Below are 17223 nucleotides of genomic sequence, written 5' to 3'. Positions count from 1 at the left end.
GTAGCTCGCAGTGACCGCGTCTCGCCTGATCAGCCCATTCGTGCGCACCCGTACCCGGCTCACCGTGACGGTGGCGCTGATCTCGGCCGCACTCGTCGCCACCACCCTGCCGTGGATCGTGCCCGCCCTCGACCGGTCCGCGCCGCAGCAGCCCGCCGAGGCCGCACCCGCCGCCCCCCGCGACGAAGCCGCCGCCTTCGACGAGGCACGACGCACCGGCGAAGAGGTGCTGATCGACACCGACACCACCGCCACCGCACAGACCTGGGCGCGACCCGACGGACAGCTCCGCACCACCACGCACTCCATCCCGCAACGGGCGCAGGACGCGTCCGGGCAGTGGGCCCCCATCGACACCGACCTGACCCAGGTCGCCGCCGCGGAAAACGGTCTCGGCGTACGGCCGGTCAACCCCGCGACGCCGGTCCGCTTCTCCAGCGGCGGCCCCGCCGCCCGGTACGCCCCCGCCCGATACCAGCCCGACACCGCCCCGCCTACCGTCCACAGTGTGCTCGCCGAGCTGGACATCGACGGGCACACCGTCGCGTACACCTGGCCCGGCCCACTGCCCGAGCCCGTCCTCGACGGCCCCCGCGCCCTCTACCCGGAGGTGCTGCCCGGCGTCGACCTGCTGATCGTCGTCCGCGACGACGGCGGCTTCGGACAGCTGCTGATCGTCAAGACGCCGCAGGCCGCCGCCTCGGCAGCCGTCCAGCAGCTCAGCTACGGGCTGCGGTCGACCACCGCCGTGTTCCGCCACGACCCCGTCACCGGCGGAGTCTCCGTCCTCGACGGGGCCGGCGGCACCGAGATCAGCTCCATCCCCACCCCGTTCGCCTGGGACTCCTCCGGCCGCGACGACGAAGCTCCCGACGCGCCCACGCGTACCTCCGTGGCCACCACCGCGGACGTCCTGCGCCTGTCCGGGCTCAGCGGCGCCGAACCCGGCGCCGCTGTCGCCCCGATGCCCAGCAGCCTCGACGGTGACGGCACCGGCGACGCCCAACTGCGACTGGACGCCGCCGCCACCGGCCTGCTCGACAACCCGGACGTACGCTTCCCGATCTTCCTCGACCCGACGATGCGCAGCACCACCCAGGCCTGGGCGACCGTCTATCACCAGCACCCGAACACCAACACCTGGAACGGCACCAACTTCAACAACGGCACCACCGAAGCCCGGGTCGGCTACGAAGAGGACACCCCGCTGTGGACTCGCAGCTTCTGGCGGATGGCCTTCGACACCCGGATCAAGGGCGCCACGGTCAGCTCCGCCACGTTCCGGGTGCTCAACGTCCACTCCTGGTCCTGCGAAGCCCGCGAAATGCAGCTGTGGCTGGCCGGTGCCATCTCGTCGGGCACCACCTGGAACCATCAACCGGCCTGGGTCACCGAACAGCAGCGGCGATCATTCGCCCACGGATACGGCAACCAGTGCGCCGACGCGTACGTCGGCTTCAACGCCCTTCACGCCGCTCGGCGTGCCGCCGACAGCGGGTGGTCGAATGTCACTTTCGGGATGCAGGCCACCTCCGAGTCGGACACCCTGACCTGGCGCAAGTTCCGGGTCAGCGCCACCGAGCTGACCGTGGTGTTCAACCGCCCGCCGAGCGAACCGACCAACGGTACGGTCTCACCCGGCGGCGCGTGCGCGCCCAGCCCCGCACCGCCCACCGTGGTCGGCCGGACCAACCTCGTGCTGGCCGCCACCGGCGGCGACGCCGACGGCAACCTGCGCGGCCTGCGGTTCCGATTCTGGAAGGAAGGCACCACCGCACCGCCCGGAACGCTCGTCACCAGTCTCAGCAACGGCAGAGCGAGCCTCACCATCCCTGCCACCACACTGGAGGACCGGGCCACCTACACCTGGGACGTCCGGTCCGAGGACACCGACGGCGAGGTGTCCACCTGGTTCCCACCCGGCAGCCCCCTGTGCCGGGTCGTCATCGACGCCTCGGCCCCGCCGGCACCCGTCGTCGTCAGCGACGACTTCCCCGCCGCCACGCCCGACGCCGCCACCTGGGCGAGCGTGAAGTTCGGCCAGACCGGAGCGGCGACGTTCACGGCAGCCGACGCCGCCCGGTTCAGCTACGCACTCGGCGGCCTGGAGACGACCTACGTCGACGCCACCGCCGGCACCGCGACCGTCCCGGCCCTGCGGCCACGACACTCCGGGCCGACGACCCTGCAGGTGTACGCCTACGACGCCGCCGGCAACCGCAGCGCACGTACCGACCACACGTTCTACGTACCGCCGCGTGACGTCGCCGACGGACCGGGCGACACCGGCGGCGACGGACAGCCAGACCTGACGGTCATCGACGCCGACGGCAATCTGCGGACCTACCCCGGCGACACCGGCGGCGCCCTGTACGAATCCCTGCCGGCCTCCTACCGCGCCGGCAACCAGCTCAACCCGGTCGGGCACTGGTTCGACCCGGCGAGCGGCCGGGCCGCGCTGATCACCAAACACGGTGACGCATTCCCCGGCGACGGAGTGACCGACCTGTTCGCCCGCACCCCCGACGGCGGCTTCTGGCTCTACCCCGGCGACGGGTACGGCAGCTTCAACGTCGACGACCGAATCCGCGTGCAGTTGCCGCCCGGCGTACCGTCCCCGGCCACCTGGACCCAGCTCAAGGCAGTCGGTGACATCACCGGCGACAGGCACCCCGATCTGGTGCTGCGCGCCGGCACCGCGTTCTGGACGTTGAGCGGCTACACCGGGGCGAGCTTCCAACAGGCGACCCTGATGGAGGGCACCGCCTGGGCCCGACGGGAGATCGTCAACGTGGCCGACATCGACCGGGACGGCACCCCCGACCTGCTCTGGCGGGACCTGGACAACGGCATCATGAACATCCGGCACGGCCGGCCCGGCACCGTCGTCGGCAGCGTCGACCTGAACTCGTTGAAGACGGCGGCGGCCTCCCGCAACGGCGATGTCTCCTACGGCACCGGCTGGTCGGCTGCGAGCGTCGACCTGGTCGTCGGCACGCCCGACTTCAACGGCGACGGCATCCCCGACATGTGGGCCCGGTGGACATCGGACGGACAGCTGCGGGTCTACCACCCCTCCACCACCAACGCGGGGACCAACGTACAGGTCCTCTCCAACACGGTCTATCCGGGCGTGAAGGGTCTCGGCTGATCCTGGCGGACCGCGCGTCGTCGACCCTGGCGGACTGATCCGCGCCGATGGGGCGGAGTTGGCGCGCTGTCGACAGGTTCGAGGGGTTACCCGGATGCCGGAAACCTTTCTGGGGAGCGCCGAAAGTTGATCGAAGGACAACTATTTTTAGGCGGAAGTGCTTCCTACCCGAGGAGAAGGCCCATGCGTACCTTGCGCACCGCCCTCGCTCTCGCCTGCGTCAGCGGAGCCCTGCTGGTGGGCGCCGCGGCTCCGGCCCAGGCCGCATCACCCACCACCAGCGCGGCGTCGTACGCGGCCCCCGACAACTACCACTTCGGCACCTACTACACCCTTGAGGCGTGCCGGTACTTCGGCGAGAGCCTCACCGCCGCCGGGGTGTGGCGCTACTACAGCTGCCGCTACGAGTGGCGCAGCGGTGAGCCGCAGGGCTACTACTACCTGTACATGTACAACTGACGGCCCAGGGCCACCGACCGGCACCCCGGTCGGTGGCCACCGCCATCGGCCTCACCGCGCCCCACCCTGACCCGGTGACGGGGCGTAGGTCAGGCGGTCGCGGCGATGTCGCCGTCGTCGAAGTAGCTGGCCTGGTACGGAGACGCGGCCCTTGGTGACGCCCACTGAGCAGCCGACCCAGGCGGTCGACGCGAGAGTCGTAGGCAAAGTTGCTGCCCTCCACGTCACCCTCACCCAAAAATGTAACTCGAAATGTAACCGTAATGCTTGAAATGTAACCAGGCTGGAGTTACATTTGGTCGCGTGGTCGAAGACTTGGATAGCCTGGTTCGGGCGCTGCGCGCGGCTGGTGGCGACACCACGAGCATCGAGGTCAAGTCAGCAGGCGGGGGGCTGCCTACCTCACTGACCGCATCGCTGAGCGCGCTCGCCAACCTCCCTGGCGGCGGGACGATAATCCTCGGCCTGGATGAGCGTGCCGGCTTTCGCCCCGTGCCGCTAGCGGATCCGCAGGTCCTCAAGCAGGGCCTTGCCGCCAAGGCGCGCGCCTACACCCCGCCGGTCCGCCTTTCCATCGACGATGGGCTGGTCGACGGGCACCCGGTCGTCGTGGCTCATGTCCACGAGTGCGACCCGTCCGCCAAGCCATGCCGGGTGACCGCCACCAACACGGGATATCTTCGCGGCTACGACGGCGACTTCCCGCTGTCCGACGTGGAGACCCAGGGGTTCCTGGCCGCTCGACGCCCCCCGCTGTTCGACCGTCAGCCGGTCGACGGCGCCACTGTCGACGACCTGGACCATGAGTTGATCGGCTCGTTCCTCGCGACCGTCCGCGAACGGGACCGAACCGGACTCGGGCGATTCGATGATGACATGGAGTTGCTCCGCCGCGCCGGCGTGACCGTGGCTGGAGGGCAACCTACGGTGGCCGGCCTGCTTGCCCTCGGTGTCCATCCACAGCAGTTCTTTCCTCGATACGTCATCCAGGCAGCCGCTGAACCGCTACCCGGGGATCCACCCGCCGCGCGAGCCCGGAACCAGGTCACGATCACCGGCCCCATCCCGCGCATGCTGGACGCCGCCCTCGATTGGGCTCGCCGCACCTTCGACACGACCATCGTCGCCAATCCGGACGGGAACGTCACAGATCAGCCCGCCTACCCGTTGCTTGCATTCCGCGAGATCATCGCCAACGCGCTGATCCACCGCGACCTCGACAACTGGTCGCAAGCCTTCGCCATCGAGGTTCGGCTACGCCGTGACCGGCTCGTCGTGACCAACCCTGGGGGCCTGTACGGCATCACCGTCGATCGCCTCGGCCATGACGCCGTCACCTCTGCCCGCAACGGACTGCTCGTCGCCATCTGCCAGCACGTCCGCTCCACCGGTTCCGGCGGGCGAGTCATCGAAGCTCTCGCCAGCGGCATCCCCACGATCGCCCAGGAGTTGGCGGCGCAAGCACTACCGCCGGCACAGTACATCGACACGAGCATCCGGTTCACGGTGCTGCTGCACGCCTCCGCCCAAGGTGCCCAAGAACCACGCCTCAACAACACCGAGCGGCGCATCTACGATGCGCTCGCCCCTGGCCCGAAGACCGTCGCCGAGCTTGCCGGCGCACTAGCCCTGTCCGCGCCCAACATCCGCAAGGCGCTGCGCGGGCTACGTGATCACGGTCTCGTGGCCCAGGACGGCGGTAAGGGCCGTCCGACCGTCTACCGGCACACCTCCGACACGACGCGGTAGGCAGACGCGGTAGGCAGCTGCGGTGCTATGCGATCGCGGCGGCGGCCCTGGCGAGGTGCAGCATCCGGTACGGCGGCTCGACGTCGACCAGCAGACGTACCAGGGCGTGCACTCCCGCGCCCTGGAGGCTGGACGGGTGACCTGACTGGCGCCGCGCCTCAAGATCACGACGATCTTGCACTTATCGACCGACAAACCCGATAAATCTTCTCGATAAGTGCAAGATCGTCGAGGACCACGACCGCAGGCGGCTTGACGCATTCCGTTATGGGAATATGATGGCTGCCGTGGCACGAGCAGCGACGACGTCGGACGTCTTCAACGCGATCGCCGAGCCGCAGCGCCGGGACATCCTGGCGCTGCTGCGGGCAGGCGAGTGGCCGGTGACCGACCTGGCCCAAGAGCTAGGGATGAGCCAGCCAGGGGCGTCCAAGCACCTGCGGGTGCTCCGCGAGGTGGGGCTGGTGCGGGTCCGCGAGGTGGGCAAGCAGCGCCTCTACGGCCTGGACGCGCGCGGCCTGCGGCCGATCCACGAGTGGGTCGGCGGGTTCGAGCAGTTCTGGAACGGCAGTTTCGACCGGTTGGACGCCTACGTGCAGGACCTCAAGCAGACACGACAGGAGCAATGACCGATGGCAGGAGCAGAGCGGGAAACACCGGCGGAGCCGCCGACGGCCGACCGGGAGATCGTGATCTCCCGGGTCATCGACGCCCCACCGGAGCTGGTGTTCGAGGCGTTCACCGAGGTCCGGCACCTGTCGCAGTGGTGGGGTCCGGCGGGGTTCAGCACCACCACGAGGTCCTTCGAGTTCCGGGTCGGCGGCGAGTGGGACTTCGTGATGCACGGCCCGGACGGGACCGACTACTCCGAATGGATCACCTGGACCGAGATCGTCCCTCCGCAGCGGATCGCGCTGCTGCACGGTGAGTCCAGCGACGATCCGAACGCCTTCGAGTCGACCCTGGCTTTCGCGCCGGACGGTGCAGCGACCCGGATCGTGATGCGTACCGTCTTCCCCACCCGCGAGCTGCGCGACCAGGCCGTGGAGAAGTACCACGCGATCGAGGGCGGCGAGCAGACGCTGAGCAACCTGGCGGCCTACGTCGCCGAGCTCGCCCAGCGGCGGCAGGAGGATCGCTGATGGCCGGCAAGGTGTTCGTCAGCGTGTCCATGTCGCTGGACGGCTTCAGCGCGCCCGAGTCGATGGAGGGCATCTTCGCCACGCCCGAGCAGCGGGAGCAGGACCCGAGACTGGCGCACTGGGTGGCGCAGTGGATGGAGCTGCAGGCGTGGATGTTCCCGCTGCGGTTCTTTCGGGAGAACCTGAAGCTGGGCGACGGCGGCGAGGAAGGGCGTGCCAACGACATCGCCCGGGAGACGTTCGCGCGCACCGGCGCGAGCATCATGGGCCGGCGCATGTTCGACCTCGGCGAGCGGGCATGGCCGGCAGAGGCGCCCTTCCACACCCCGGTCTTCGTGCTGACCCACCACAGGCGGGACCTGTGGGAGCGGCCGGGCGGCACCACATTTCACTTCGTCGACGACGGGATCCACCGCGCGCTGGACCAGGCCCGCGAGGCCGCCGGCGACCGGGACGTCCGGATCGCCGGCGGCAGCGAGACGATCCTGCAGTACGTGAACGCCGGCCTGGTCGACGAGTTCTCGATCGCCCTCGCGCCCGTGCTGTTCGGCGCCGGCACCCGCCTGTTCGACGGCGTGGACCCGTCCAAGGTCACGCTGGAGCCGATCCGTTCGGAGCCGTCGACCCGGGTGACGCACCTGACCTACGCCGTACACCGGCGGTAGCGCGGCGGTGCCATCACGACTCGGCGCTGGTGGCGAAGAGACGTTGGCGTTCGGCTGCGATGACCTCGCGCACCAGGTCGGCTTCGGAGAGGTCCACCGCGTCGGGGGTGGCCGCCGCCATGTCGCTGACCCTGGCGAAGTCGTCGAAGACCCGTCGCTTACCCGCCAGCATCTCGGTGAGCCGCTGATCGACGCTGCCCTCGGCCAGCAGCCGGTGCACCTGCACCGACTGGACCTGGCCCATCCGGTGTGCTCGGGCGATGGCCTGCGCCTCGGCGGTCGGCTTGAGCTGCGGTTCGCAGATCACCACCACCGACGCGGACTGGATGTTGAGCCCGACGCCGCCAGCGGTGATCTGGGCGACGAGCACGGCACCGTGCCGGGCCGCCGCGAACTGGTCCACCATCTCCTGTCGTCGCGCCGGCGACACCGACCCGCTGAGCGGGCCGAATACCGGGCCCGGCAGGGAGTCGGCGACCAGCTTCAGCACGTCCAGGAAGTAGGAGAAGACGATGACCCGGCGTTCGTTCTCCGCTGCCTCCGCGACGATCTCGACCAGACGTTGCAGCTTGGTCGACCGCGATCCCTCCAGCATCGCCGCCTGTCGCATCTGCATGAAGTTGCCGTCCCGGACCGCTGCCCGGTAGCGAGCTGAATCGGCGGCGGACAGCGGAAGCCACTCTTCGACCTCGACCAGCTCCGGGAGTTCGGTGAGTACGTCCTCCTGGTTGCGCCGCAGATAGGCCGGGGCGATCTGCCGACGGAAGGTCCGCGGTGCCAGGTCGCTGGCGTTCACCACGAGCTCGGGTCGTACGTAGGAGGCGAGGTTGCGGAACTCCTCCACCCGGTTTTCCAGCGGAGTACCGGTGAGCAGGACCGCCCGGTCCGTGCCGGCGATCAGTTTCCGGGTCCGGATCGTCCGCTTGGCCTGCGGGTTCTTGATCAGGTGTGCCTCGTCGACCACGACACATCCCAGCTCCGGGACATTCCGGAGACTTGTCTCCCACCACGCCAGGCTCTCGTAGGTGGTCACCGCTACGCCACCGTCACGCTGCCACGCTCGTGCCGCCCGGGTCCGCTCCGGCCCGTGCAGCCGGTGCGGGCGCAGCTTCGACTTACCGGCCACCTCGCGCATCCAGTTGGTCACCACCGCAGCGGGGCAGACAACCACGAAATGGTGTGCGCCCCGGCTGCGTAGATGGGCAAGGACGGCAAGCGCCTCGACGGTCTTACCGAGTCCCATCTCGTCGCCGATGATCACCTTGCGCTGGACCAGCGCGAAGCGGGCGGCGAAGCTCTGATATCCGCGCAGCGATGCGGTCAGGTGCTCGCCGCTGAGGGACTGGTCGCGAACCGCCTGGATGATCTCCTCCGGCAGGTGCCCGTGCGTCGCCTTCTCGTCCTCGGTGAGGAAACCCAACTCGGCGAGCATCGCGAAGTAGTCGGCTGGTCGGGCAAGGAAGTCCGCCCACGGGTCCCGTCCAGCCGTCGCTGACCGGCCCGGCGTCGACGACATGCCGAGCAGCTCGGCCCGGCGTTTGACGACCTGGATGCTTTCGCGGAGCCCGGCCGCGTCCAACCCACGGGTCGGAGCCACGAGCAGATGGGTGACGCCCGGGTGCAGGAGTGGCCGCAGCGGAGCGAGTTCACTCGCCCGCTCAAGGTCGGCGGCGGCACCCCGCGTCTGCCGGCAGGCGTCCCAGTCAGCCAGCCGCCGTAACAGCTCCGTCGTCTCCGGCCGGCGCTTCTTGATGTCGATCCGCACGGGCATCTCGTCGAAGGTGGTCCGGCGCAGCGTCTCGGCAGCCGCACGGATGTGCCGGACGGTCGTTTCACCGATGCCGGGCAGTCGATGCAGCCGCCCGGCGTTGTCCAGCACGTTCTGCACTGTGGTGATCCTCGCTGCGGCGAGGGTGCCCAGCCTCAGCCGCTCGCGGGTGGCGTCGCGGAGCTTCTCGGCGGGCATCTCTCGCAGGATCCGTGTTACTTCGGCGTGCCTGATCTTCTGGCCGGCTTCCTTTGCTGCCGATCGGAAGGTCGACTCGCTCGCGACCACCTTGTCGATGGTGTCCAGCGCCTCACGGAGGCCGACCAGCGCGGAGCTGTCGACCAGTTCCGGCTTCTTGCCAACCCACTGGATGAAGGGCTTGAACTGCAGTGCCGGGTCGAGCAGCGCATCGAGCCCGAGCCGGTGCGGGTCGATCTCCCCGGTCGGCCAGCTGAGCAGGTCCAACCGGTCAGGCCCCTGGTTGGCGAGCAGTTCGGCATGCTGCCGGCGCAGAAGATCGTGAGCCTGTGCCGCCCGCTGCTTGACTGCTGCTCCAGCAAAGATGCGTCTCAGGCCGAGCATCGGCGTGACGTCGGCGATCGCGCGCGGGACGCCGACGGTCAGCAGCTGCAGCATGGCGCGATCGGTAGCGTCGGGAACTGGAAGTAGCGCTCGATCCCAGAGCCGGCGCACCACGTCGGTGTCACTCCCGCCGAGCGGGAGGACCCACCAGGCAGTCTGTCCGGACCTGCGGACCGTTACCCTGCGCGACAACAGCGAACGCTCGTCGCTGTCGGCGGCTTCCCGGACAGCCCGGTGCCAGCTTACGGACTCCGTTGCTGATCGGCCCCAGTTGTGGAAGTCCGAAATCCAACGGCGGATCTGTTCCCGATCAGTTCTATCCATGATCACCATCAGGGTCGAGGGGCCGCAGAGCGCGATGGTAGTCCACCGGATCCACCAGGCACAGCAACGTCTTTTGCAGTTCTGCCTCTTTCAGTACCCTCGGTCCCCGGTACCGCGTCGCGCGGCACCGTCTGGAGTGGAGGCCGCTGGTGCGTCTGGAAGATCTGGTGTCCGGGCTGCGGGTGACCGGTGTCGTTCCGGGCGAGACCGTAGAGGTCATCTACGCGCAGCCGCAGGGCGCCGACGCTGTGGAGCTGACCTACCGGCTCGCTGCCGGCAAGCTGGATCAACGGATGCTGTTCCGCGCCGACGAGGCAAAGCTGCGTCGATCGGACGCGGGGAGCCGACCATTCGACGCCGACGGCGACGACTTTCGGCTCGTCGCCGAGGTCCAACGGATCTCGCTGGCTGGGCTGTTCGACCCGATGCTGGCCGTGGCCACCAGTGACGTCCAGCCGCTGCCGCATCAGATTCGCGCCGTGTACGGCGAAATGCTCGACCGCACCCCGCTACGTTTCCTGCTCGCCGACGACCCTGGTGCCGGCAAGACCATCATGGCGGGCCTCTACATCAAGGAGCTGCTTCTCCGCGACGACGTGAAGAGCTGCCTGATCGTGGCACCCGGCGGCCTCGTCGAGCAGTGGCAGGACGAGCTGTTCTTCAAGTTCGGCCTCCGCTTCGAGCTGCTCGCCCCGGATCTGGCCGAGGCGGCGTACGGCACCACTGTCTTCGCCCAGCGCCCGCTGTTGATCGCTCGGATGGATCAACTCGCTCGCAACCCGGTCCTGTCGGCACAGCTCGACGACGCCCACTTCGACCTGGTGGTCGTCGACGAGGCGCACCGGATGGGTGCCCGCTACTACGGCGGCAAGGTCGACAAGACGCGGCGGTTCCAGCTCGGCGAGCGGCTACGCGACCGGACCCGGCACCTGCTGCTGATGACCGCCACGCCGCATGCCGGCGTGGAGGCGGACTTTCAGCTCTTCCTCACTCTGCTCGAACGCGACGGATTCGAAGGAAAGTTCAAGGCCGGCGTGGACGATCCGAGCACCAGCGGGCTGATGCGGCGAATGGTCAAAGAGGACTTACTAACTTTCGACGGCAGGCCACTCTTTCCCGAACGTATCGCCCAGACGGTGCCCTACGATCTGTCGCCGGACGAACGCGATCTGTACGAGCGGGTCACCACCTATGTACGGGAGGGTATGAACCGGGCCGACCGGCTGGGTGTGCACGACAAGCGCCGGCACACTGTCGGATTCGCACTCACCGTTCTTCAGCGCCGCCTCGCCTCCAGCCCGGAGGCGATCCACCAGTCTCTGCTGCGCCGTGCCAATCGGCTGCGGCGGCGCCGGGACGACCTGCTCGGCGGCCGACCTGCCCACGACTCGCTCCGCTCGGTGGACGGGGGCGACTGGGACGGTGACGAGTACAGCGCCGCCGAGATGGAACACATCGAGGAGGAGCTGCTCGATGCGGCCACCACGGCCGCCACGATCGCAGAGTTCGACGCCGAACTCGCCGAGCTGGCCGGTCTGATCAAGGTCTCCCAGCACGTCCGCGACCTGGACACCGACCGCAAGTGGGTCGAGCTGCGCCGCATATTCCAGGACAACGAGTTGCTCCGTCCCGGAGCAGACCGCCCCCGCAAGCTGATCATCTTCACCGAACACCGCGACACCCTGGACTACCTGTCCCGCAAGATCTCCTCGCTCTTCGGCCGGACCGACGCGGTCCGCGCGATCCACGGCGGTGTCGGACGCGCCGATCGACGCGCGGTCACCGAGGAATTCACCAAGAGCCCCACGTGTCAGGTGCTGCTTGCCACCGACGCGGCGGGTGAGGGCCTCAACCTGCAGGCGGCCCATCTGGTCGTCAACTACGACCTGCCGTGGAACCCGAACCGTATCGAGCAACGGTTCGGTCGGGTGCACCGGATCGGGCAGACCGAGGTGTGCCGGCTGTGGAACCTGGTAGCCGCCAACACCCGCGAAGGGGAAGTTTTCACCCGGCTGCTGTGGAAGGTCGAGGAGCAACGGAAAGCCTACGGGGGCAAGGTCTTCGACGTTCTCGGATCGGCTTTCGACGAAACGCCACTGCGCGACCTGCTCATCGAGGCCATCCGTTACGGTGACCGCCCGGAAACCCGGGCCCGGATGGAGAAGGTGATCGACGACAAGGTTGCCCACGGTCTCAAGGAACTGCTGGAGGACCGGGCGCTGACCCACGACGCCATGTCCGACGCCGACCTGGCCCGGGTGCGCAGGCAGATGGAGGAAGCTCGGGCCCGCCGGCTGCAACCGCACTACATCGAGTGGGCCTTCCGCCGTGCCTTCGGGTATCTCGGCGGCCGACTCGCCCGACGGGAACGTGGCCGATACGAGATCAGCCATGTCCCGCCGGCCGTCCAGGCCGCAAGCCGTTGGGGACCGGTCTCGTCGCGCTATGAACGGGTCACCTTCGCTCTCGACCTGATCGACGTCGACGGCCGGCCCCGGGCCGACCTGCTGGCACCCCGGCATCCGCTGCACGACGCCGTCGCCGACCGCGTCCTCCAGCAACTGCGGGGTGTTCTCGAACGGGGCACCGTCCTGGTGTCTCCGCAGGTCGAGGAGCCGGCCGTGCTGGTCGGGGTGAGCGAGGAGGTCGTCGACGGTACCGGAGAGATGGTCGCCCGGCGGTTCAGTTACGCGTACGTCGACGCCAGCGGCCGAGTCGCCCCGGCCGGGCCGGCGCCGTATCTCGACTGCGCACCGGCACCACCGACACCCGCAGTGGAGAATGCCCGGACTCTGCGGTGGCTCGCCACCGCAGAGTCCGAAGCCCGCGCCTGGATCAGCAAGCATCAGCTCGCCGGCTACCTCACCGAGGTTGCCGACCGACGGCGCGCCGAGATCGAACGGACCCGGGAACGGGTCGACCAGCGACTGACGTACGAAGCTGCCCGGCTACACCGGGAAGCAGCCGACGCGCAGGCGAAGGAACGGTCCGGCGTCAAACCAAGAGAAAGCGCCGACAGCCTGCTCCGCAAGGCCAAGGAGCTGCAGGTACGTCGTACGGAACGGCTCGCGCTGCTGGATCGTCAGGTCGAATCGATCATCAAGCCGCCGCAGATCATGACGGCCGCCCTCGTCCTGCCACTCGCGATGGTCGGCGACGCGATACCGGCGGACGCTCCGATCCACGCCCGGGAGACCCACGCGGTCGAACGACGCGGCGTCGAGCTGGTCCTCGCCGCTGAACGAGCCCTCGGCCGAGTGCCACAGGAACAGCCGTACGCCAACCCCGGCTACGATATCCTCTCGCTCACCGCCGACGGGGGCTCGTCCATCCGGATCGAGGTGAAGGCCCGCATCGAGGGTGCCGACGACTTCCACGTCACCCACAACGAGATCGTCACCGGCCGCAACGCCGCCCCTGACTACCGGCTCGCCATGGTCCTCGTCAGCGCGGCGGGCCCGGAACACGACCGGGTACGCTACGTCGCCGACCCGTTCGCCGGTGTGGAGTTCGGCGACCTCCCGGCCACCGGACTACGCGTCAGTTGGCCGAAGTCCTGGGCCGCCGGCGTCGCTCCGTACTAACGGGTTGAACTGCACGAAAGACACATATGTCCTAGAGTGCGGTGGAGTGGTGATGTAAGGACGCGCCCGCGCGTCGGGCCGGCCCGATGGGAAACGCACCGATGGACTTCGAGACGGTGGTCCTGTCGATCGGTAAGGCCATCGACGCCGCCGGCGTACTGATCATCCTGGTCGGGCTGACCGTCGGCACCGTGATCTACCTCAAGGGCGTGTTCCGGGGTCAGGACACCCGCGCGACGTACCGCCGGTACCGGCAGGACATCGGCCGGGCGATCCTGCTCGGCCTGGAGTTCCTGGTCGCCGGGGACATCATCCGGACCGTCGCCATCTCCCCCACCTTCGCCAGTGTCGGCGTACTCGCGTTGATCGTCGCGGTGCGAACTTTTCTCAGTTTCTCCCTCGAGGTGGAGCTCGACGGGCGGTGGCCGTGGGGCAAGCCGGCCGCCGCCGGCGCCAGCGCGACCCGCGACGGCACCAACACGTAGCGGAACGGAAACACTCGTACGGAAAGCTGGTTGCGGCTGGATCACCGCGCCGGCTGGAGGGTGGCATTTCCGTGGAGATTCTCGTACTGACGACCCGGCCGCACACCGACCCGGCCCGCCGGGCGTTGCCGGCGCTCGACCTGCTGCCGCATTCCGTCCGGGTCGCCGGTCACGACATGGCCGCCCTGATCTCCGGGCCGGACCCCGACGTGGTGCTGGTCGACGCCCGGCATCTGCTGGCCGAGGCCCGCGCGGCCTGCCGGATGCTGCGCACCACCGGGCTGCGGGTGCCGCTGCTGGCCGTGGTGGAGGAGGCCGGGCTGATCGCGGTCTCGGCCGAGTGGGGGCTCGACGATCTCGTCCTGGCCACCGCCGGCCCGGCCGAGGTGGAGACCCGGCTGCGGCTGCTGGTCACCCGACGGGCGGCGGCCGCCGGCGCGACCGGGACGATGGTCACCTGCGGCGATCTGGCGATCGACCCCGACATGTACGCGGTGAAACTCAAGGGCCGGCCGCTCGACCTGACCTTCAAGGAGTTCGAGCTGTTGAAGTTCCTCGCCCAGCACCCAGGGCGGGTCTTCACCCGCGACCAGTTGCTGCGGGAGGTGTGGGGGTTCGACTACTTCGGCGGCCACCGCACCGTCGACGTGCACGTCCGGCGGCTGAGGGCGAAGCTCGGCAGCGAGTACGAGTCGATGATCGGCACCGTCCGACAGGTCGGCTACAAGCTCGTGCTGGCACCCCGGGCGGACCCGCAGGTCATGGTCGACGACCTGGCGGCCCTGCGGGCCTGACGGCAGGTACGACGGTCGAGGTCCGGCCGGTGCGGTGCAGCCCTGTCCATCCGAACGCATCCAGTCAAGATCCAGTCCAGCTTCAGTCGGGTTGATCAGGATGTCGGTCGTGGACATGTTCGCACCACTGACCACCGCCGGAAGGAACCTCATGCCACTGCGCACCCACCGCCGCACCATCGCCCGGGTCTTCGCGACCCTCGCCGCCGCTGCCGCCGTCGTCGTCGCGGGGATCGCACCCGCCTCGGCCGCCCCGGCCACCGCCGCGAAGGCCGCGGCCATCGAATGCTCCACCCGGATCACCACTCCGGTGCAGATCTACACCAGCTCCGTCTACTCGCTGGTCGAGGTCAGCTGCAACCAGACGATCGCCGGCGTCGGCGGAAGTGTCGCCCTCTACCGCGACGGCACCTTCCTGGGCAGCGCCCGGGTCCAGTACACCAACCGGAGTTACGCCTACAAGCTGAACATGGTGACCTGCGTGCCGGGCAACTACCACGCCATGGGCTACGCCTACGCCAACTTCGACGGCGGCGCGGCCGACATCTTCGACAGCGTCACCACCCCGACGGTCGCCATCACCTGCACCTGATCCGTCCCGCCACGGTCGGGCAGTCCGTCGATCCGTCCACATCGACCACCTGACCGTACGGCGTACCAGCCGTGAAAGGGTGCCGGCGCTCTGCTCGCCGGCACCCTTTCGGCGTGCGGTCGGTCGCACCGGCGGCCAGCCCGACCTCGTCGGCCAGCCCTGACCTCGTCGGCCCGCTCAGGGGCCGGTGGAGTCGTCCGTATCGTCGTAGGTCGGGCCGGCGAACCCGTCGTGGTACCCGCTGCTGAAGGGGCGACTGCGACCGGCGGCCGGGTCCGGGGCGGGGCCAGGGGTCATCTCGTCGGTCCGGTCGTCGCGGTCGTCGTCGCCGTGCCCGAGCGCCGACAGGTCGATCGCGGCACCGAGCGCGACCAGGTCGCCGAGATCGTGCTGGTCGTCGCGCAGCCAGTCCAGGGCGTCGCCGACGGCGTCGACCGGAAGACCGCCCGAGCCGACGCCGAGCTTCTCGCGTACCCGGGTCGCGACCTTGCTGAGCCCGACCAGCGTCAGCGGCGCGCGGACCCCGCGCCAGACGGTCCGGGCCGCCCGTCGGTCCGGGGCGGGGCCGGACGCCGGCAGGTGGTACCAGACCTGCACCTTCGACGGCGGTTCGCCGGCACCGTTGGCGCGCGCGACGACCGGCTGTGCGTCGAACGCGTCCGCCGGCACCCCGTCGTAGCGGTGACTCGTGATGACGTCGCGGTAGAGGAAGTCGTCGACGATCACGATCAGGTCGGCGGCGGCGTTGCGGGGCGCGGCGAACACGTCCTTGAAGACCTGCGAGCCGACCAGGTCACCGGCGAGGATCACCGCCTGTCCGACGAAGCCGGTGGCACCACGTCCGGTGCTGCCACCGGCGAACGCGGCCCGTAGCCGGATCCGGCCGGCCGCGCCGGGCTCGGCGTTCGCCTCGTACAGTCCGTGTCGCAGGCCGAGGATCAGCCTCGGGAGGACCTGCCCGAGATCGGTGTCCTCGGGCAGTACCGCCAACTGCCCGTCGCCGTGGTCCTGCACGTTGTCCCGGTCCAGCCGCCGGATCCTGGCCCGCTCGCAGGCGAACTGGACCACCCGCAGCAGCCGGTCCTGCACGTCCAGCTGGCCGGGGACGGAACGCTTGCTGTAGCCCTCGACGTCGACGAACATGCTCAACCGGTACGGGGTCTGCGGTCGGGTCACGGCAGGTCGTCTCCTTCCGCTGGCGGCAGCGTGCCGGTGGCGACCAGCCGCCGCAGCAGGTCGGGGCGGCACACGATCTGCCGCCGGTACTCGGTCCTGATCACGCCGCGTTGGCGCAGGGTGCGGAAGGCCCGTTGCAGGCTCGGGTCGGAGACGCCGACGAGCGAGGCGAGCTCCGGCTGGCTCAGCGGCACCTCGATCCGGATCCCGCACGGGTGGCCGCGGCCGTAGACGTCGGCCAGGTTCTCCAGCGCCAGCGCGAGACGGACCAGGGTGGACGCGGTGGTGAAGTCGACCCGGTGCCGGGTCGCCCGCCGGAACTTCTCCGCTACCGAGGCGTGGATCGCGGTGGCGGCCTGCGGATGTTCGGCGATGAAGGTCCGCAGCGACCGGGCGGAGATCACCCGCGCCCGGACGCTCGTCGCGGTGAACACCGACGCCGCCCGAGGGGTGCCGTTCATCGCGGCGAGCTCACCGACCATGTCCCCGGCACCGCGCAGCGTCAGCAGTACGGTGCGTCCGTCGGCGGTCCCGCCCAGCACCTTCACACAGCCGGCCAGCACCAGGAAGGCATCGGTGGTGGTGTCGCCGTCGAGCATCAGGGCCGCCCCGGCGGCGAACCGCCGCTCGGTGCCGAGGCTGGCGAGCGCCTCCCGGTCGGTTTCGGCAAGTGAGTGGAGCAGGGTGCCGGCCCGCCACATGGTGGCTCCCACCGCGACGGGTCGGTGCGGATGATTCATCGAACGCCCCAC

13 protein-coding genes are annotated in these 17223 nt (G+C 69.4%); 10 read left to right on the top strand and 3 right to left on the bottom strand.

Translation table 11 applies throughout. From position 1 onward, the window contains the following. Positions 1–10: 10 nt before the first annotated feature. From ACN28F_RS20990 to ACN28F_RS20965, 6 genes are all read left to right on the top strand, one after another. Positions 11–3151, top strand: a complete 3141-nt coding sequence (locus ACN28F_RS20990; protein ID WP_421359338.1) for a hypothetical protein — start codon at positions 11–13, stop codon at positions 3149–3151. A gap of 183 nt (positions 3152–3334) precedes the next feature. Next, the gene (locus ACN28F_RS20985) at positions 3335–3610 is read left to right on the top strand and encodes a hypothetical protein (protein ID WP_289209630.1); all 276 of its coding nucleotides are present in this window, start codon (positions 3335–3337) and stop codon (positions 3608–3610) included. A 303-nt stretch (positions 3611–3913) separates the two neighbouring features. Continuing rightward, positions 3914–5359, top strand: a complete 1446-nt coding sequence (locus ACN28F_RS20980; protein ID WP_421359335.1) for an ATP-binding protein — start codon at positions 3914–3916, stop codon at positions 5357–5359. 287 nt (positions 5360–5646) lie between these two features. Then, entirely contained in the window at positions 5647–5988 is a 342-nt protein-coding gene (locus ACN28F_RS20975) for an ArsR/SmtB family transcription factor (RefSeq protein ID WP_421359333.1), read from the top strand. A gap of 3 nt (positions 5989–5991) precedes the next feature. Continuing rightward, the gene (locus ACN28F_RS20970) at positions 5992–6501 is read left to right on the top strand and encodes an SRPBCC family protein (protein ID WP_421359331.1); all 510 of its coding nucleotides are present in this window, start codon (positions 5992–5994) and stop codon (positions 6499–6501) included. Continuing rightward, a complete protein-coding gene (locus ACN28F_RS20965; protein WP_289209626.1) occupies positions 6501–7166 on the top strand; it encodes a dihydrofolate reductase family protein in 666 nt (221 codons plus the stop codon). The genes ACN28F_RS20970 and ACN28F_RS20965 overlap by 1 nt, the downstream gene beginning before the upstream one ends. 13 nt (positions 7167–7179) lie before the next feature. On the opposite strand, the gene ACN28F_RS20960 is transcribed toward ACN28F_RS20965, so the two are convergent. Continuing rightward, on the bottom strand, positions 7180–9570 hold the full coding sequence (locus ACN28F_RS20960; RefSeq protein WP_421359329.1) for a DEAD/DEAH box helicase: 2391 nt from the start codon (positions 9568–9570) through the stop codon (positions 7180–7182). A gap of 419 nt (positions 9571–9989) precedes the next feature. Between ACN28F_RS20960 and ACN28F_RS20955 the strand changes: the two genes are divergently transcribed. The 4 genes from ACN28F_RS20955 (at position 9990) to ACN28F_RS20940 (ending at position 15295) form a co-directional block, all read left to right on the top strand. Next, positions 9990–13424, top strand: a complete 3435-nt coding sequence (locus ACN28F_RS20955) for a helicase-related protein (RefSeq protein ID WP_421359327.1) — start codon at positions 9990–9992, stop codon at positions 13422–13424. Between the two features lie 101 nt (positions 13425–13525). Beyond that, positions 13526–13909, top strand: a complete 384-nt coding sequence (locus ACN28F_RS20950) for a DUF1622 domain-containing protein (protein WP_421359325.1) — start codon at positions 13526–13528, stop codon at positions 13907–13909. 65 nt (positions 13910–13974) lie between these two features. Next, positions 13975–14703 (top strand): winged helix-turn-helix domain-containing protein, encoded by a 729-nt coding sequence (locus ACN28F_RS20945; protein WP_421361457.1) that lies wholly within the window; start codon positions 13975–13977, stop codon positions 14701–14703. A 109-nt stretch (positions 14704–14812) separates the two neighbouring features. Beyond that, positions 14813–15295, top strand: coding sequence for a hypothetical protein (locus tag ACN28F_RS20940; protein WP_289209621.1), 483 nt, complete (start codon positions 14813–14815; stop codon positions 15293–15295). 177 nt (positions 15296–15472) lie between these two features. On the opposite strand, the gene ACN28F_RS20935 is transcribed toward ACN28F_RS20940, so the two are convergent. Both ACN28F_RS20935 and ACN28F_RS20930 read right to left on the bottom strand, forming a co-directional pair. Further along, positions 15473–16471 carry a hypothetical protein gene (locus tag ACN28F_RS20935; RefSeq protein ID WP_421359323.1) on the bottom strand — a complete coding sequence of 333 codons (999 nt, stop codon included), beginning with the start codon at positions 16469–16471 and terminating at the stop codon, positions 15473–15475. Then, a complete protein-coding gene (locus ACN28F_RS20930; RefSeq protein WP_421359322.1) occupies positions 16468–17211 on the bottom strand; it encodes a Crp/Fnr family transcriptional regulator in 744 nt (247 codons plus the stop codon). The genes ACN28F_RS20935 and ACN28F_RS20930 overlap by 4 nt, the downstream gene beginning before the upstream one ends. Positions 17212–17223: the final 12 nt, after the last annotated feature.

The organism is Solwaraspora sp. WMMA2101, from assembly GCF_049179175.1.
In the GTDB taxonomy this organism is placed as follows: Bacteria; Actinomycetota; Actinomycetes; order Mycobacteriales; family Micromonosporaceae; genus Micromonospora_E.
Note: the sequence above shows the minus strand (reverse complement) of the source record. Positions and strands in the feature narration are given on the sequence as shown.